The organism is Micromonospora rhizosphaerae (assembly GCF_900091465.1).
In the GTDB taxonomy this organism is placed as follows: Bacteria; Actinomycetota; Actinomycetes; order Mycobacteriales; family Micromonosporaceae; genus Micromonospora; species Micromonospora rhizosphaerae.
In genome coordinates this window covers 1,657,183-1,673,811 of the sequence record NZ_FMHV01000002.1, presented here as the reverse complement: position 1 = coordinate 1,673,811, position 16,629 = coordinate 1,657,183, and the positions used below count along the sequence as shown (strand labels likewise).

Genomic DNA, 16,629 nt, shown 5'->3' with positions numbered 1-16,629 from the left:
GTCAGCGACGTGCTGAACTCCGTACCGCTGCGCCTCGTGCTCGCCTCCCAGAGTCCTGCCCGTCGCAAGCTGCTTGAGGCCGCCGGAATCGAACCCGACGTGCTGGTCAGCGGGGTCGACGAGTCGCAGGTGGTCAGCGACCGGGCCGAGGACATCTGCCTGGAGCTGGCCCGGCTCAAGGCGCAGGCGGTGCTCGGCCGGCTGCGCCCCACCCCGGACGAGCGCACGCTGGTGCTCGGCTGCGACTCGGTGCTCGCCTTCGATGGCGAGATTCTGGGCAAGCCGGCCGATGCGCCGGACGCGACCCGGCGGTGGGAGCGGATGCGCGGGCGCAGCGGCGTGCTGCACACGGGGCACTGCCTGATCGACGCGACCCGCGAGTCGCGGGCGGAGGCGGTCGCTTCGACGACCGTGCACTTCGCCGACATCAGCGACGACGAGATCGCCGCGTACGTGGCCACGGGCGAGCCGCTGGCGGTGGCCGGGGCGTTCACCATCGACGGCCTGGGCGGACCGTTCCTGACCGGGATCGAGGGCGACCCGGGCACGGTGGTCGGGCTCAGCCTGCCGCTGCTGCGCAACCTCCTCGGCGAGCTTGAGCTGAGCATCACCGATCTGTGGACGAAGGTCGCGCCGGGGGGCCAGGAGATCGAGCACCTGGGTTAGCGTCCATAGATGACCACCAAGTCGCTGCCGCTCACCCCGGAACTGCACGCGTACCTCGTCGCGCACGGCTCCGCGCCGGACGAGGTCGTCCGTGAACTGGCGGAGGAGACCCGGGCCGCCCTGCCCGCGCAGGCCGGCATGCAGGTGGCGCCGGAGCAGGCCGCGTTCCTGACCTTCCTCACCCGGCTGCTCGGGACGCGGCAGGCGGTGGAGGTAGGCACCTTCACCGGGCTCTCCGCGCTGGCGATCGCTCGGGGGCTGGCCGACGGCGGCCGGCTGACCTGCTTCGACATCTCCGAGGAGTACACGAGCATCGCCCGCCGCTACTGGGTCCGCGCGGGCCTGGAGGATCGGATCGAGCTGCGCATCGGCCCGGCCGGGGAGACGCTGCGCGAGCTGCCGCGGGAGCGGTACCTGGACTTCGCCTTCATCGACGCCGACAAGGTCGGCTACCCGGTCTACTGGGACGAGTTGGTGCCCCGGATGCGGCCGGGCGGGATCATCGCGGTGGACAACACGCTGCGCGGTGGCCGGGTGCTCGCCCCGCAGAACGCCGACGACCGGGCGATCGCGGCGTTCAACGACGAGATCCTCGCCGACGTCCGGGCTGACGTGGTGATGCTGCCCATCGCCGACGGCCTGACCCTGGCCCGGGTGCACTGACCGGCCGCCAGACGGCCGCGGCGCCTCGATTTGCGGCATGTCGGCGCTTCGGCCGGGCGGGAAAGGGCAACATGCCGCAAGTCGAGCGACCAAGGGGCAAGCGCCGCGTCGGTCAGGCGGGAAAGCGCAACATGCCGCAAGTCGGGCGGCCAAGGGGCAAGCGCCAGCCGGGCGGGCGGGCGGAAAGCACACGATGCATCAGGCCGGGCCCGGCAAGCCCAAGACCGGGCGGGACGGGGCCAGGCGCGGTCAGGCGGCCACGGTGGCCGGTGTGCGGCCCTCGGTCGGGCGGGGCGCGCGCAGGGCGCGGCCGAGCCGCACGGTGAGCAGCACGGCCGCCGTGATCAAGCCGGGCAGCAGCAGGAAGGCCAAGTGCGGGCCCACCCCGTCGGCCACCCACCCCAACGCGACCGGCGCGATCCCGAAGCCCACCCCCATCGAGTACGACGCCCAGCCGGCCGCCCTGTCGGCGGCCGGCCCGGCCACGGCGAGGGCGATGGAGATGGCCAGCGGGTAGTGCAGCGCGTTGCCCAGCCCGAGCACGACCAGGCCGGTGACCGCGAGCCAGCCGACCGGGGCGGCCCAGAACAGGCCGAACCCGACCAGCGACACGGTCAGCGCGGCCAGCAGCAGCGGCACCGGCGGCCAGCGCAGGGCGAACCGGCCGCCGACCAGCCGCCCGACGAACATCCCGCAGACGATTGCGGCCACCGCCGCGGAGGCGCCGCCGGCGCTCAACCCGGCGTGTGAGCGGAGCACGTCGGCGGTCCAGAGCGACAGGCACACCTCGATCGAGCCGGTGACCGACATCAGCACCCAGGCGATCCAGTACGCGCCGGGCAGCCGGTGCGCGGCGGCGCGAGGGTGCTCCACAGGGGTCACCTCGACGGGGCCGGCGGCAGCCGCGGCAGCGGGGGCGGCCTGCGGGAGGCGTACCCGGAAGGCCAGGGCGGCGAGGGCGACCAGCGCGATCAGCCCGACCTCGACGGCCATCACCGGCCGCCAACCGAGGCCGGCGTCCACGGTCGCGCCGATGACCAGCGGGGCGAGGATGCCCATGCCGGCGCAGGCGGCGTTGGCCTCGGTGAGCGCGGCGGGCGCGGCGGGGCCGTGGTGGGCGGTGAGTACGACGCTGACCCCGCTGATCACCATCATGCCGAAGGTGGCGATCACCGCGACCGCGGTGATGGTCGCGGGCAGCGGGTGCAGGGTGCTGAGCGCGGCGACGCCGGCGGCCACCCCGGCAAGGCCGAGCCAGATGGCGGGCCCGCGGCCGAGGCGGCGGGCGAGGGGTGCGAAGAGCGCGCCGCCGAGCAGCGCGCCGACGGCGATGCCGGTGCTGTGCAGGCCGGCGACGGCGGCGCTGGTGCCCTGCTCGTCCCGGAGCAGGGGTACAACCGGGCCGAAGCCGTAGAGGAAGAAGCCCCACAGCCCCAGCTGGGCGTAGGTCAGCCAGGTGATCTTGTCATGGGTGAGGCGGGGCACTGGCCTTACGCTACAAGCGGGTGGCCGGTGCCCCGCCTCAGGTGAGGGGCAGGTCTCTTCTCAGCGGACGCTGCGGGCGAACTGCCGGGCGGCCCAGACCACGCCGGCAACGGCGAGCACCGCGACGATGGTCAGCCCCTGCCAGACCTTGTCGTTGCCGAGGTCGCCGGCGAAGAGCGCCCGGGTGCCGTCAACCGCCCAGGAGAACGGGTTCCAGTCGGCGATGCCCTGCAGCCAGCCGGGGGCGAAGGTGAGCGGCAGCAGGATGCCGGAGAGGAGCAGCACCGGCTGGGCGACGGTGTTCATCAGCGGGGCGAGCGCGTCCTCGCTCTTGACCTTGAGCGCGACGCCGTACGAGACGGCCGAGGTCATCAGCGCGATCAGCGCGAGCATCAGGTACGCCAGCAGCAGGTCGCCGATGAACACGCGCAGGTCGAACAGGAGCGCGAGCAGGGTGATGATGGCCGCCTGCGCGATCAGCGAGACGACGTCGCGCAGGGAGCGGCCGAGCAGCAGGGCGAGCCGGCTGACCGGGGTGACCCGGGAGCGTTCGATGACCCCGGCGCGCAGCTCGGCGATCAGGCCGAAGCCCTGGAACAGGCCGCCGAAGATGGCCAGCAGCACCAGCAGGCCGGGCACGAAGATCTTGTAGGCCTCGGCCTGGGTGGGCGCGTTCAGCGCCGGCTTGAGCAGCGGGGCGAAGAGCAGCAGGTACATCACCGGCTGGAAGACGCCGACGAAGACCCAGACCGGGTTGCGCAGCAGCAACTGGATCTGGCGCTGGAAGATGAGCCAGGTGTCGCGGGCGAGTTTCATGATCTGTCTCCGGAAGGTGGTCAGGACTCGCGCAGCGAGCGGCCGGTCTTGGTGAGGAAGACGTCGTCGAGGCTGGGGCGGTGCAGCTCGATCGAGGAGAGCGTGAGCCCGGCGCCGTCGAGGCGGCGCAGGATCTGCGGGATGGCGGTGGCGCCCTCGTCGACGTAGAGGCGCAGGCCACCCTCGTCGGCGGTCTCCAGCTTGTTGACGGACGGCTCGCCGTCGAGCAGCTGCGCGGCCTGCGGGGTGGTCGCCAGGTCAAGGCCGACCAGCACCACGTCGCCGGAGATCTCGCGCTTGAGCTCGGCCGGGGTGCCCTCCGCTACCACCTCGCCGTGATCCATGATCGCGATCCGGTCGCAGAGCGCGTCCGCCTCGTCGAGGTAGTGCGTGGTGATGAAGACGGTCATCCCCTCGGTGCGCAGCCGGCGGATCTCCTCCCACATGTGCGCGCGGCTCTGCGGGTCCAGGCCGGTGGTCGGCTCGTCGAGGAAGACGATCTTCGGCTCGTGGATGATGCCGAGGGCGATCTCGACGCGCCGCCGCTGGCCGCCGGAGTAGGTCTTGCACTTGCGGTCGGCGTACTCGCTGAGCTGGAAGGCGTCCAGGGCATCGGCGGCGCGCCGGTGGGCCTCGGCCTTGGAGATGCCGTACAGCCGGGCCTGCAGGACCAACTCCTCGCGGGCGGTGGACTCGTCCCAGGTGCTGCCGCCCTGGGCCACGTAGCCGATCCGGCGCCGCACCTCGGCCGGGTCCGTGCGCAGGTCGGCACCGGCGATGGTGGCCTCGCCGCCGTCCGGCTCGATGAGCGTGGCGAGCATCCGCAGGGTCGTGGTCTTGCCGGCGCCGTTCGGGCCGAGGAAGCCGAAGATCTCCCCCTCGGCGACCTCGAGGTTGACGCCCCTGACCGCGTCCACCGTCTTGGTCTCGCGGCCCGCCCGTGAGCGGAACGACTTCCGCAACCCCCTGGTCTCGATCATGTCTGCTCCTGGTCGTCCGGGCCGGACGTGACCGGCCGCCGTTCACGCATGGAGGAGACGCGCTACTCCCCCCCGTTCACGCTGAGGCTAACGCGATATAGCTCTTGTGGTCAACGTTGATTATTGCGTGTGACTGTCGGGTTTCCGGCCCTCCGCGGTGCGCTCCCGCCACTCGGCCCAACCCTCCGCATCCGTCAGCTCAGCAGGCAGGTACGACACTCCCGACTCGACCCGCTCGGCGATCCGCTCGCACCAGGCGATCTCCGCCTCCGCCCGGCCGGCCCACAGCTCGAACATCCAGCCCACGTACACAGGCCGGGTGGTCCGCAGCCACTCGGAGTCGAGCGCCGCCCGGATCGACTCCACAGTGGCCCGGAGCAGCATCGCCCGGTTGCGCAGCGCCGCGGCCGCCTCCTCACGAGGGAGCGCCGGCAGGAAGGAGAAGGCCGCGGAGAACGGGTCGGTCCGCTCCTCCAGCCTCCACCACAGGCCCCGCAGCAGCGTCTCGAACTCGTCGACGCCCTTGTCGGTGATCTCGTACGTGGTCCGCGCCGGTCGCCCACCGACCTGTTCCGTGGCGACGGTGCGCAGCAGCCCCTCCTCGGTCAACTTCCGCAGCGCGTGGTAGATCGAGCCGGGTTGCACGTTGGCCCATTGATCGGCCTTCCAACTCAGCAGCTCGCGACGCACGTCGTAGCCGTGCACCGGCTGCATCCACCTGACCAATCCGAGAATCATCATCCGGGTTGCCGACACCGGACAAGCGTAATAAACAAATTTGACTAGAGCCGGGTGTGGCAGTGCGGCATCCCACACTGAGCGATCGTTAGGGCGACGAGGGCGGCCGATACACTCCCGGCATCGACCTCCCGGGAGGAGCCACCAAGGTGCGCAAGGTACTCATCGCCAACCGCGGCGAGATCGCCGTCCGCGTCATCCGCGCCTGCCGCGACGCGGGCCTGGGCAGCGTCGCGGTGTACGCGGACTCCGACCGGGACGCCCTGCACGCCACCCTCGCCGACGAGGCGTACGCCCTCGGCGGGGACACCGCGACCGAGACGTACCTGCGGATCGAAAAGCTGATCGACATCGCCGGGAAGTCGGGCGCCGACGCGGTCCACCCGGGCTACGGCTTCCTCGCCGAGAACGCCGACTTCGCCCACGCCGTCATCGACGCCGGGCTGACCTGGATCGGCCCCACCCCGCAGGCGATCCGGGACCTCGGCGACAAGGTGACCGCCCGGCACATCGCCCAGCGCGCCGGGGCGCCCCTGGTCCCCGGCACCCCCGACCCGGTCGGCAGCCCGGACGAGGTGATGGCCTTCGCCGTCGACCACGGCCTGCCGGTCGCCATCAAGGCGGCCTTCGGCGGCGGCGGCCGCGGCCTCAAGGTGGCCCGCACCATGGAGGAGATCCCGGACCTGTTCGAGTCGGCCACCCGCGAGGCGGTGGCCGCGTTCGGCCGGGGCGAGTGCTTCGTCGAGCGGTACCTGGACAAGCCCCGGCACGTCGAGGCGCAGGTCCTCGCCGACCAGCACGGCAACGTGATCGTGGTCGGCACCCGGGACTGCTCGCTGCAGCGCCGGCACCAGAAGCTGGTCGAGGAGGCCCCCGCGCCGTTCCTCACCGAGGCGCAGCGCGCCCAGATCCACGTCAGCGCCAAGGCGATCTGCCGGGAGGCCGGCTACCACGGCGCCGGCACGGTGGAGTACCTGGTCGGCGCGGACGGCACCATCTCCTTCCTGGAAGTCAACACCCGGCTCCAGGTCGAGCACCCGGTCACCGAGGAGACCGCCGGCATCGACCTGGTCCGCGAGCAGTTCCGGATCGCCGACGGCGAGAAGCTGCGGTTCAGCGAGGACCCGACCCCGCGCGGGCACTCCATCGAGTTCCGGATCAACGGTGAGGACCCGGGCCGCAACTTCCTGCCTGCCCCGGGCACGGTCACCGCGCTGCGGCTGCCCACGGGCCCCGGTGTCCGGGTGGACACCGGCATTTCGGCCGGCGACGTGATCGGCGGCAACTTCGACTCGCTGCTGGCCAAGGTGATCATCACCGGCGAGACGCGTACCGAGGCGATCGAGCGGGCCCGCCGGGCGCTCGACGAGATGGTCGTCGAGGGCATGGCCACCGCGCTGCCGTTCCACCGGCTGGTGGTCCGCGACGAGGCGTTCACCGCCGAGCCGTTCACCGTGCACACCCGGTGGATCGAGACCGAGTTCGACAACACCGTTCCGCCGTTCACCGCGGCCGCCGGCGCCGCCGAGGCGCCGGCCGAGCGCGAGACCGTCGTGGTCGAGGTGGGTGGCAAGCGGCTGGAGGTCACCCTCCCCGCCGGCCTCGGCGCCGGTACGACCACCGCCGCGCCGGCCGCCAAGAAGCCCGCCCGCCGGGGCGGCGGGGCCAAGGCCGGCGCCGCGGTCAGCGGCGACGCGCTCACCTCCCCCATGCAGGGCACCATCGTCAAGATCGCCGTCGCCGACGGGGACACCGTCGAAGAGGGCGACCTGGTCGTGGTGCTGGAGGCGATGAAGATGGAGCAGCCGCTGCACGCGCACAAGGCGGGCACGATCAGCGGACTCTCGGCCGAGGTCGGCGCGGTCATCACCGCCGGCGCGGTGATCTGCACCATCGCCTGACGGCGGCGGGTGGGGTGGTTTGGGCCACCAGCGGCGGCGGGACCGGGCGGGAGCAGGAATGATGTCCGGGTGCAGTTCCTTCATGGCGCGGTTCCCGCGCACGACCTGACCTACAACGACGTCTTCATGGCGCCGGCCCGCTCCGAGGTGGGCTCACGGCTCGACGTCGACCTGGCCACAAATGACGGCACCGGTACCACCATCCCGCTGGTGGTGTCGAACATGACGGCGGTGTCCGGCCGACGGATGGCCGAGACCGTGGCCCGGCGCGGTGCCATCGCGGTGATCCCGCAGGACATCCCGATCGAGGTGGTGGCCAACGTCGTCGCCTGGGTCAAGGAGCGACACCTGGTGCACGACACGGCGATCACCCTCGGCCCGACCGACACCGTCGGCGACGCGATCCACCTGCTGCCGAAGCGGTCGCACGGGGCGGTGATCGTGGTCGACGAGGCCGGCCGGCCGGTCGGCGTGGTCACCGAGGCGGACACCGTCGGCGTGGACCGCTTCGCCCAACTGCGGCACGTGATGTCGACCGAGTTGCACACCGTGCCGGCGGACGCGGACCCGCGTACCGGCTTCGACCGGCTCTCGGCCGGACGGCGGCGGCTCGCCCCGGTGGTGGACGCCGAGGGCCGGCTGATCGGGGTGCTCACCCGGCAGGGCGCGCTGCGGGCCACGCTCTACAAGCCGGCCGTGGACGACAAGGCGCGGCTGCGGATCGCGGCTGCGGTGGGCATCAACGGCGACGTGACCGGCAAGGCCGCTGCGCTGCTGGAGGCCGGCGTGGACACGCTGGTCGTGGACACCGCGCACGGCCACCAGGATCGGATGATCTCCGCGCTGCGGGCGGTCCGCGGGCTCGACCCGGCGGTGCCGGTCGCGGCCGGCAACGTGGTCACCGCCGAGGGCGTACGCGACCTGGTCGAGGCGGGCGCCGACATCATCAAGGTCGGCGTGGGCCCGGGCGCGATGTGCACCACCCGGATGATGACCGGCGTCGGGCGGCCACAGTTCTCCGCGGTGCTGGACTGCGCAGCGGCGGCCCGGGCGCTCGGCCGGCACGTCTGGGCCGACGGCGGGGTACGGCACCCCCGCGACGTGGCGCTGGCGCTTGCCGCGGGCGCGTCCAACGTGATGATCGGCTCCTGGTTCGCCGGCACCTACGAGTCCCCCGGTGACCTCTACACGGACCCGGACAGCCGGCGGTACAAGGAGAGCTTCGGCATGGCGTCGGCTCGGGCGGTCAGCGCGCGTACCGCCGAGGACAGCGCGTACGACCGGGCCCGGAAGGCGATCTTCGAGGAGGGCATCTCCTCGGCCCGGATGTACCTGGACCCGGCCCGCCCCGGCGTCGAGGACCTGATCGACGAGATCATTTCCGGGGTGCGCAGCGCCTTCACCTACGCCGGCGCCCGCAATCTGGAGGAGTTCCACGAGCGGGCGCTGGTCGGCGTGCAGAGCACGGCCGGCTACACCGAGGGCATGCCGCTACCCACCAGCTGGTGAGCTGACCGACGGGCCGGTGGCACACCGGCCGACGACGCCTATGGAGCTGCCCGCACGGACGGGGCGCGGACGCGGCGTTGCCCGCATCGGCGGGGCAGGTCCAATGGACGTCACCGGCATTCCGCCAGCCCTCACGGCGGCGCGGGCTCCAACCGCACGGAGGCCGCGGGGGCCGGACCGCTCCACCCGGCCCTCACGGCACCGGCGCGGGCTCCAACCGCACCGAGGCCGCGGGGGCCGGACCGCTCCACCCGGCCCTCACGGCACCGGCGCGGGCTCCAACCGCACCGAGGCCGCGGGCGGCCTCGACCGCTTTGGTCGGGCGGTAGGGAGCGCGAGGCTGGCGAGGAGGCCGAGCAGCGGGAAGCCGGCCGGGTTCACTCGAAGAGCCGGCGGATCACCGAGCGCGCGACGACCTCCGGGTCCCGGCCGGTGCCGGCCGGGAGGGCGCCCGCCAGCCAGAGCGTCGCGAAGCCGTGCACGATGGACCAGGCGGCGAGCGCGTCCCGGTCGGGTTCGGCGGCCGACCGCGCCGGCAGGGCGGACAGGCCCCCGCGCAGCGCCTCCCCGGCCCGCGTACGCGCGGCCACCACCTGGGGATCGTCCGCGCGGTAGAGCTCCGGCCGGAACATCACCTCGAAGTGGGCCTGGTGGTCCACCGCGAACCGGACGTAGGCCACCCCGATCTCGAGCAGGTCGTCGCCGGCCCGCCCCAACGCGTCGGCGAGGAGGTCGAAGCCCTCGACGGCGAGCGCGGTGAGCAGACCGGCCTTGTCGCCGAAGTGATGTGCCGGGGCGGCGTGCGAGACGCCGGCCCGGCGGGCCAGGTCGCGCAGGCTCAACGCGGTCGGCCCGGACTCGCCGATCGCCTCGACCGCGGCGCCGAGCAGCGCCCGCCGGAGGTCGCCGTGGTGGTAGCCGCGCATCGCCATGCCGGCGAGCATATCTTGCCAACGACAAGATTAAGAGTCCGGGAAATAGTTTGGCCCCTGACGGTCCGGGGGCTAAGTTCAACTCCGTGCAGATGGAACCACTGGCCCGCTTCCCCGACGTGCTGCGCCACGCGCCACTCGGCCGGCTGCTCTCCGTCGCCGGCAAACTCGTGGAGCAGCGCTGGGGGCGCTATCTGGCTGAGCACCACGGCCTCACCTCGGCCGGGATGCGGGTGCTGTTCATCCTGTCCGGGATGGGCGAGACCACCCACCGGGACGTCGCCGAGCGTTGCTTCGTCCGACCCGCCACCCTCACCGGGATCGTCGACACCCTCGAACGCGACGGCTTCGTCGAGCGGCGCCGGGACGCCGCCGACCGCCGTACGGTGCGGGTCGCGCTGACCGACAAGGGCCGCGAGCACGCGCGGGCGCTCACCGACCTGATCCACAGCGACAACCCGCTCACCTCAGTGGACGCCGACCCGGCGAAGAAGGCGGTGATCCGGGAGTTTCTGATCGAACTCATCACGACCATGTCCGACGGGGACGTCGGCAGGTTGAACCCAGACCAGGAATCCACCGACGAGACGACACCGGGGGGCCGTCCGTGCTGATCCGCCTGTTGCGCACCTATCTGCGCCCGTACCACCGGCTGTTGGCGGCCGTGGTGGCGCTCCAGTTCGTCGGCACCATGGCCTCGCTCTATCTGCCGAGCCTCAACGCCGACATCATCGACCGCGGCGTCGCCGTGGGCGACAGCGGTCAGATTCTGCGTACGGGCGGATGGATGCTGCTGGTCAGCCTGCTCCAGATCGCCTGCTCGGTCGCCGCGGTGTACCTCGGCGCGAAGACGGCGATGGGGTTCGGGCGGGACGTCCGCGCGGCCATCTTCGGCCACGTCAACCGGTTCTCCGCGCGCGAGGTCGCCCGGTTCGGGGCGCCCTCGCTGATCACCCGGAACACCAACGACGTCCAGCAGGTGCAGATGCTCGTCCTGCTGAGCTGCACGATGCTGGTGGCCGCCCCGATCATGAGCGTCGGCGGGGTGGTGATGGCGCTCCGCGAGGATGTCGGGCTCTCCTGGCTGCTGCTGGTCAGCGTGCCGGCCCTGGCGGTCGCGCTGGGCCTGATCATCCGGCGGATGGTGCCGGGCTTCCGGCTCATGCAGACCCGGATCGACACCGTCAACCGGGTGCTGCGCGAGCAGATCAGCGGGATCCGGGTGGTCCGCGCCTTCGTCCGCGAGCCGTACGAGACGGAGCGCTTCGGCGTCGCGAACGCCGACCTGACCGCGACCGCCCTGCGCGTCGGCCGGCTGCAGGCGCTGATCTTCCCGACCGTGATGCTGGTGCTCAACGTCTCCAGCGTCGCGGTGCTCTGGTTCGGCGCGGCGCGGGTGGACGCCGGTCAGATCCAGGTCGGCGCGCTCACCGCCTTCCTCCAGTACCTGATGCAGATCCTGATGGCGGTCATGATGGCCACCTTCATGCTGATAATGGTGCCCCGGGCGGCCGTCTGCACCGAACGCATCGTCGAGGTGCTGGACACCAAGTCGTCGGTTGTGCCGGCAGCGCAGCCGGTGACCGAGGTGTCGGGCCACGGCTCGCTCGAGCTGCGGGGCGTCGGCTTTCAGTACCCGGGGGCGAGCGCCCCGGTGCTGCACGACATCTCGCTCCGGGCCGCCCCCGGCCAGACCACCGCGATCATCGGGTCGACCGGTGCCGGCAAGACCACCCTGCTCACGTTGATCCCCCGGCTGGTCGACCCGACCGCCGGCGCGGTGCTGGTGGACGGGGTGGATGTCCGCGACCTCGCGCCGGACGAGCTGTGGCGCCGGATCGGGCTGGTGCCGCAGCGGCCGTACCTGTTCACCGGCACGGTGGCCAGCAACCTCCGGTACGGCAACCCGGACGCCACCGACGCCGAACTCTGGGCGGCGCTGGAGATCGCCCAGGCCCGGGAGTTCGTCGCCGAGATGCCCGGCGGGCTGGACGCCGCGATCGCCCAGGGCGGCACGAACGTCTCCGGCGGTCAGCGGCAGCGGCTGGCGATCGCCCGCGCGCTGGTCCGCAAGCCGGAGATCTACCTGTTCGACGACTCGTTCTCGGCGCTCGACCTCGGCACCGACGCCCGGCTGCGGGCCGCGCTGAGGCCGGTCACCGCGGACGCGGCGGTGGTGATCGTGGCCCAACGGGTCTCCACGATCGTCGACGCCGACCAGATCATCGTGCTCGAAGACGGAGGCGTCGTCGGGATGGGCCGACACGAGGAACTGCTGGAGACCAGCCCGACGTACGCCGAGATCGTGGCGTCGCAGCAGACCGCGGAGGTGCCGGCGTGACCGCGCAACCCGTACCCCAGCAGAAGCCCGCCGCCGAAGCGCGGACGCCGAAGCGGCTGCCGCCCGGCGGCCAGCGCGGGGGGCCGCCGTGGATGGGCGCCGGGATGCCCGCCGAGAAGTCGATGAACTTCGGGCCGTCGGCCCGGCGACTGCTCGGCCGGCTGCGGCCGCACCGCCCGCAGCTGGTCGCGATCGTCGCGCTGGCCGTGGTGAGCGTCGGGTTCAGCGTGACCGGCCCGAAGATCCTCGGCCACGCCACCGACCTGATCTTCAGCGGGGTGATCGGCCGGCAGCTTCCCGCCGGGACCACCACCGAGCAGGCGGTGGCGGCGGCCCGGGCCGCGGGCAACGACAACTTCGCGGACATGCTCGCCCGGATGGACGTGGTGCCCGGCGTCGGGATCGACTTCACCCGGCTCGGCCGGGTGCTCGCCCTGGCGCTGGCGCTCTACCTGGCCGCCAGCCTGCTGTTGTGGTGGCAGGGCTGGCTGCTCAACGGCGTGGTGCAGCGGACCGTGCTGCGACTGCGCGCCGAGGTGGAGGAGAAGCTCAACCGGCTGCCGCTGCCCTACTTCGACCGGCAGCCCCGGGGCGAGCTGCTCAGCCGGGTCACCAACGACATCGACAACATCTCGCAGACCCTGTCGCAGACGCTGAGCCAGCTGCTCACCTCGCTGCTCACCGTGGTCGGCGTACTGGCCATGATGTTCTGGATCTCACCGCTGCTGGCGCTGGTCGCGCTGGTCGCGGTGCCGCTGTCGGTGATCGTGACCGGTCAGATCGCCAAGCGGTCGCAGCGCAAGTTCATCGCCCAGTGGACCCACACCGGCGAGCTGAACGGGCAGATCGAGGAGGCGTTCACCGGCCACGAGCTGGTCAGGGTCTTCGGCCGGCAGCGCGAGGTGGAGGCGGCCTTCCACGCCAAGAACGACGAGCTGTTCGAGGCCAGCTTCGGCGCCCAGTTCATCTCCGGGATCATCATGCCGGCGATGTTCTTCATCGGGAACCTCAGCTACGTGGCCATCGCGGTGGTCGGCGGGCTGCGGGTGGCGTCGGGGGCGATGAGTCTCGGCGACGTGCAGGCGTTCATCCAGTACTCGCGGCAGTTCACCCAGCCGCTCACCCAGGTCGCCTCGATGGCCAACCTGCTCCAGTCCGGCGTCGCGTCGGCCGAGCGGGTCTTCGCCGTCCTCGACGCCGAGGAGCAGACCCCGGACCCGGCGACGCCGGCCCGGATCGTCGACCCGCACGGCCGGGTCGAGTTCGAGCACGTCTCCTTCCGGTACGCCCCGGAGAAGCCGCTGATCGAGGACCTGTCGCTGGTGGCCGAGCCGGGTCATACGGTGGCGATCGTCGGGCCGACCGGCGCCGGCAAGACCACCCTGGTCAACCTGATCATGCGGTTCTACGAGCTGGACGCCGGCCGGATCACCCTCGACGGGGTGGACATCACCACGATGCGCCGGGACGAGCTGCGCGGCCGGATCGGCATGGTGCTCCAGGACACCTGGCTCTTCGGCGGCACCATCCGGGACAACATCGCGTACGGACGGCCGGACGCCACGGAGGAGGAGATCATCGCCGCCGCCCGGGCCACCTTTGTGGACCGCTTCGTGCGCAGCCTCCCCGACGGGTACGACACGGTGATCGACGAGGAGGGGAGCAACGTCAGCGCCGGCGAGCGGCAGCTCATCACCATCGCCCGGGCGTTCCTGGCCGAGCCGTCCCTGCTGATCCTGGACGAGGCGACCAGCTCGGTGGACACCCGGACCGAGGTGCTGCTCCAGCGGGCGATGGCGGCGCTGCGCTCGGACCGGACCAGCTTCGTCATCGCGCACCGGCTCTCCACCATCCGCGACGCCGACCTGATCCTGATGATGGAGCACGGCCGGATCGTGGAGCAGGGCACCCACGAGGAGCTGCTCGCCGCCCACGGCGCGTACGCCCGCCTCTATCAGTCCCAGTTCACCGCGGCGGTGGTCGACGACGAGGTCGACCCGCTGCGCCAGCCCGCCGCGGCGGGAAACTGACGGTGAGCGGCGCGACCGCCCCGACGCCGGGCCCCGTCCGCGGAGGACGGGAGCCGGTGCCGGGGCGGTCCTCGCCGGGGCGGCGCGATCCCGGCGAGGCCGCCGGTTCAGTCGGCCGGGAGGAGGTCGGCCGAGCGAGCGGCGACCACCGCACCGACCAGCCCGAGGGCGTCCGCGACGGACATCGGGGCGAGCGACCGACCGTCGCGCAGGCGCAGGGAGAGCGACCCCTCGGCCGCCTCCCGGGGGCCGATCACCCCGACGTACGGGATCTTGCGGCCGGCCGCGTTGCGGATCCGGGCGCCCAGGGAGCCGGCCGAGTCCACCTCGGCCCGCAGCCCGGCCGCCTCGGCCCGCCGGACCAGCTCGACCGCCGGGCCGAGCTGCCCGTCGTCGACCGGGAGCACCACCAGCTGCACCGGGGCGTACCAGGCCGGGAAGGCGCCCGCGTGCACCTCGATCAGGTACGCGAAGAGCCGCTCCATGCTGCCGACCAGGCTCCGGTGCACCATCACCGGCCGCCGCCGCGCCCCGTCCGAGTCGACGTACGACAGGTCGAGCCTCTCCGGCTTGTCGAAGTCGAGCTGGATGGTGGAGATGGTCGACTCCCGGCCGGCCGCGTCCACGATCTGGATGTCGATCTTCGGGCCGTAGAAGGCCGCCTCGCCGGGGCCCTCGGTGTAGTCCACCCCGTCGAGCGCGGCGCGGAGCAACTCCTCGGCCCGCGCCCACTGCGCGTCGTCACCGACGTACTTCTCCCCCGGCCCACGCAGCGACAGCCGGAACCCGGCCGGCCGTACGCCGAGCGCGGCGTGCGCCTCGCGGATCAGCCGGAGGATCTCCCGGACCTCGTCGCCGACCTGGTCAAGGGCGCAGAAGTTGTGCGCGTCGTTGAGCGAGATGGCGCGTACCCGGGTCAGCCCGCCGAGCACGCCGGACCGCTCCGCCCGGTACATCCCGCCCAGCTCGGCGATCCGCAGCGGCAGCTCCCGGTAGGAGCGGCCGCGGGCCCGGAAGACCAGCGCGTGGTGCGGACAGAGCGCCGGTCGCAGCACGAACTCGTCGTCGGCGCCCAGCCGCATCGGCGGGAACATGTCGTCGGCGAAGTAGCCGAGGTGGCCGGAGAGCTCGAACAGCTCCCGCTTGCCCAGCGGCGGCGAGTAGACGTGCCGGTAACCGGCCCGGCGCTCCAGGTCCCGGACGTACTCCTCGACGGCGTGCCGGGCGGCGGCGCCGGCCGGCAGCCAGATGGGCAGGCCGGAGCCCGCGAGGGGGTCGGAGACGAACAGCTCCAGCTTCCGGCCGAGCCTGCGGTGGTCGATCATGTCGCTCTCCTTGATCGGGTACGACCCGGAGGCGAGCTGGCCCGGAACGCCGCGAGGCCCCGGGGCGGTTCGCCCCGGGGCCTCGTCGACGGATACGTCAGTGCGGCGCGCCGGGGATTCCCGGCGTCGTGGTCACCACCGCGCTGCGCATGCGGCAACGGTATCCGCGCACCGTCGCGGCGCGCACCCGGATTTGGGGCGGGTCGCCGGCACGGGACCTGCCGACGACCCGCGGCGGCCCGGGTCGCCAGGAACGGGGGACCCGACGTCCATGGGGCCGCGCAGCGACAACGGTACGCCGACCAGCGCCGATCCGCCGCCCGCCACCGTGCTCGGCGCCACACCGACGTCCCGTCACATCCGGCGTCGTCGTGTCGTTGACATCCAGTGGCCCTGCCGTGTCAGCGGTCACCACCGGCCAGGGCTCTGCCCGGTGACGCCGGACACGCCGTCAGGCTTGGTGCAGGCTATCGGGGGGCGAGGTGGCAGTCGTGCCCGAACTTCTCACTGACGTCACGTCGCCGACGTGGGCGTACCTCGCGCTGCTGGGGCTGCTGGTGGCCGACGCCTTCGTGCCGGTCATCCCGACACAGCTGGTCATGATCACCAGCGGTGCGCTCACCGTCTACGGCGGACTGAGCCTGCCGCTCACCATCGCCGTGGGTGCGCTCGGCGTCTTCGTCGGCGACCTTACCTGCTACCTGCTCGGCCGGGGCGCGCCCGACCGCCGGGCGGGGCGGCACGCCGAGTTCGGGCGGGCGCGCCGGGTGGCCGGCCGGGTCACCCGGGGGCTGCGCGAGCCGGGGCCGCTGGTGATCCTGCTCTGCCGGTTCGTGCCCGGCGGCCGGATGGCGGCCTGCTTCTCCGCCGGACGCCGCCGCTACCCGTACCGGCTCTTCCTGAGCTACGAGGCGGCCGCGGCGGCCGGCTGGGCGACGTACGGGACGCTGGTCGGACACCTGGGCGGTACGGCGCTGACCGAGTCGGCCTGGCGGTTGGCGGTGATCGGGGCGGCTGCGGCGGCCGGGTTCGCGGCGGCCGGTTGGGCGATGACGGCGATCAGCGCCCGCGCCGCCCGCACCGAGTTCCCATCGACCGACGACGTGGACCGGGTGCCGCTGCGGTCGTCGTCGGGGCAGCGGGAGACGCACGCGCGGAACCGTTCCCTCTAGGGGTGGTCCCGGGGATCGAAGTCGGTGGCGCTCCCGGATCCGCTTCGGGTGGCCGCGGCGACAGGCTGAGG

At 72.6% G+C, this 16,629-nt stretch carries 14 protein-coding genes; 8 read left to right on the top strand and 6 right to left on the bottom strand.

Features of this window, described 5'->3' with window-relative positions:
* Positions 1-9: 9 nt before the first annotated feature.
* Both GA0070624_RS08170 and GA0070624_RS08165 read left to right on the top strand, forming a co-directional pair.
* A complete protein-coding gene (locus tag GA0070624_RS08170) occupies positions 10-666 on the top strand; it encodes a Maf family protein (protein ID WP_091348370.1) in 657 nt (218 codons plus the stop codon).
* 9 nt (positions 667-675) lie between these two features.
* Positions 676-1,329 (top strand): O-methyltransferase, encoded by a 654-nt coding sequence (locus GA0070624_RS08165; RefSeq protein WP_091338386.1) that lies wholly within the window; start codon positions 676-678, stop codon positions 1,327-1,329.
* A 249-nt stretch (positions 1,330-1,578) separates the two neighbouring features.
* On the opposite strand, the gene GA0070624_RS08160 is transcribed toward GA0070624_RS08165, so the two are convergent.
* The 4 genes from GA0070624_RS08160 to GA0070624_RS08145 all read right to left on the bottom strand — a co-directional run bounded on the left by GA0070624_RS08160 (position 1,579) and on the right by GA0070624_RS08145 (position 5,351).
* Positions 1,579-2,814: an MFS transporter gene (locus GA0070624_RS08160; protein WP_091338383.1), complete on the bottom strand. Its 1,236-nt coding sequence runs from the start codon at positions 2,812-2,814 to the stop codon at positions 1,579-1,581.
* 60 nt (positions 2,815-2,874) lie between these two features.
* A complete protein-coding gene (locus GA0070624_RS08155) occupies positions 2,875-3,630 on the bottom strand; it encodes an ABC transporter permease (protein WP_091338381.1) in 756 nt (251 codons plus the stop codon).
* Between the two features lie 20 nt (positions 3,631-3,650).
* On the bottom strand, positions 3,651-4,610 hold the full coding sequence (locus GA0070624_RS08150; protein ID WP_091338379.1) for an ATP-binding cassette domain-containing protein: 960 nt from the start codon (positions 4,608-4,610) through the stop codon (positions 3,651-3,653).
* A gap of 120 nt (positions 4,611-4,730) precedes the next feature.
* Positions 4,731-5,351: a PadR family transcriptional regulator gene (locus GA0070624_RS08145; RefSeq protein ID WP_091338376.1), complete on the bottom strand. Its 621-nt coding sequence runs from the start codon at positions 5,349-5,351 to the stop codon at positions 4,731-4,733.
* A 146-nt stretch (positions 5,352-5,497) separates the two neighbouring features.
* Between GA0070624_RS08145 and GA0070624_RS08140 the strand changes: the two genes are divergently transcribed.
* Together GA0070624_RS08140 and GA0070624_RS08135 are read left to right on the top strand one after the other, a co-directional pair.
* Positions 5,498-7,249 carry an acetyl/propionyl/methylcrotonyl-CoA carboxylase subunit alpha gene (locus tag GA0070624_RS08140; protein WP_091338375.1) on the top strand — a complete coding sequence of 584 codons (1,752 nt, stop codon included), beginning with the start codon at positions 5,498-5,500 and terminating at the stop codon, positions 7,247-7,249.
* Positions 7,250-7,318: 69 nt separating this feature from the next.
* Positions 7,319-8,758: a GuaB1 family IMP dehydrogenase-related protein gene (locus tag GA0070624_RS08135; protein ID WP_091338372.1), complete on the top strand. Its 1,440-nt coding sequence runs from the start codon at positions 7,319-7,321 to the stop codon at positions 8,756-8,758.
* A gap of 377 nt (positions 8,759-9,135) precedes the next feature.
* On the opposite strand, the gene GA0070624_RS08130 is transcribed toward GA0070624_RS08135, so the two are convergent.
* Positions 9,136-9,684, bottom strand: a complete 549-nt coding sequence (locus GA0070624_RS08130) for a TetR/AcrR family transcriptional regulator (RefSeq protein ID WP_091348368.1) — start codon at positions 9,682-9,684, stop codon at positions 9,136-9,138.
* Positions 9,685-9,782: 98 nt separating this feature from the next.
* On the opposite strand from GA0070624_RS08130, the gene GA0070624_RS08125 reads away from it, so the two are divergent.
* From GA0070624_RS08125 to GA0070624_RS08115, 3 genes are all read left to right on the top strand, one after another.
* Positions 9,783-10,304 carry a MarR family winged helix-turn-helix transcriptional regulator gene (locus GA0070624_RS08125; RefSeq protein ID WP_091338370.1) on the top strand — a complete coding sequence of 174 codons (522 nt, stop codon included), beginning with the start codon at positions 9,783-9,785 and terminating at the stop codon, positions 10,302-10,304.
* Positions 10,298-12,031, top strand: coding sequence for an ABC transporter ATP-binding protein (locus GA0070624_RS08120; protein ID WP_091338367.1), 1,734 nt, complete (start codon positions 10,298-10,300; stop codon positions 12,029-12,031). The genes GA0070624_RS08125 and GA0070624_RS08120 overlap by 7 nt, the downstream gene beginning before the upstream one ends.
* A 92-nt stretch (positions 12,032-12,123) precedes the next feature.
* Entirely contained in the window at positions 12,124-14,061 is a 1,938-nt protein-coding gene (locus tag GA0070624_RS08115; protein WP_425413543.1) for an ABC transporter ATP-binding protein, read from the top strand.
* A 107-nt stretch (positions 14,062-14,168) separates the two neighbouring features.
* On the opposite strand, the gene thrS is transcribed toward GA0070624_RS08115, so the two are convergent.
* Positions 14,169-15,401 (bottom strand): threonine--tRNA ligase, encoded by a 1,233-nt coding sequence (thrS, locus tag GA0070624_RS08110; protein WP_281181044.1) that lies wholly within the window; start codon positions 15,399-15,401, stop codon positions 14,169-14,171.
* 476 nt (positions 15,402-15,877) lie between these two features.
* On the opposite strand from thrS, the gene GA0070624_RS08105 reads away from it, so the two are divergent.
* Positions 15,878-16,558 carry a DedA family protein gene (locus tag GA0070624_RS08105; RefSeq protein ID WP_091338355.1) on the top strand — a complete coding sequence of 227 codons (681 nt, stop codon included), beginning with the start codon at positions 15,878-15,880 and terminating at the stop codon, positions 16,556-16,558.
* The last annotated feature ends 71 nt before the right edge of the window (positions 16,559-16,629 follow it).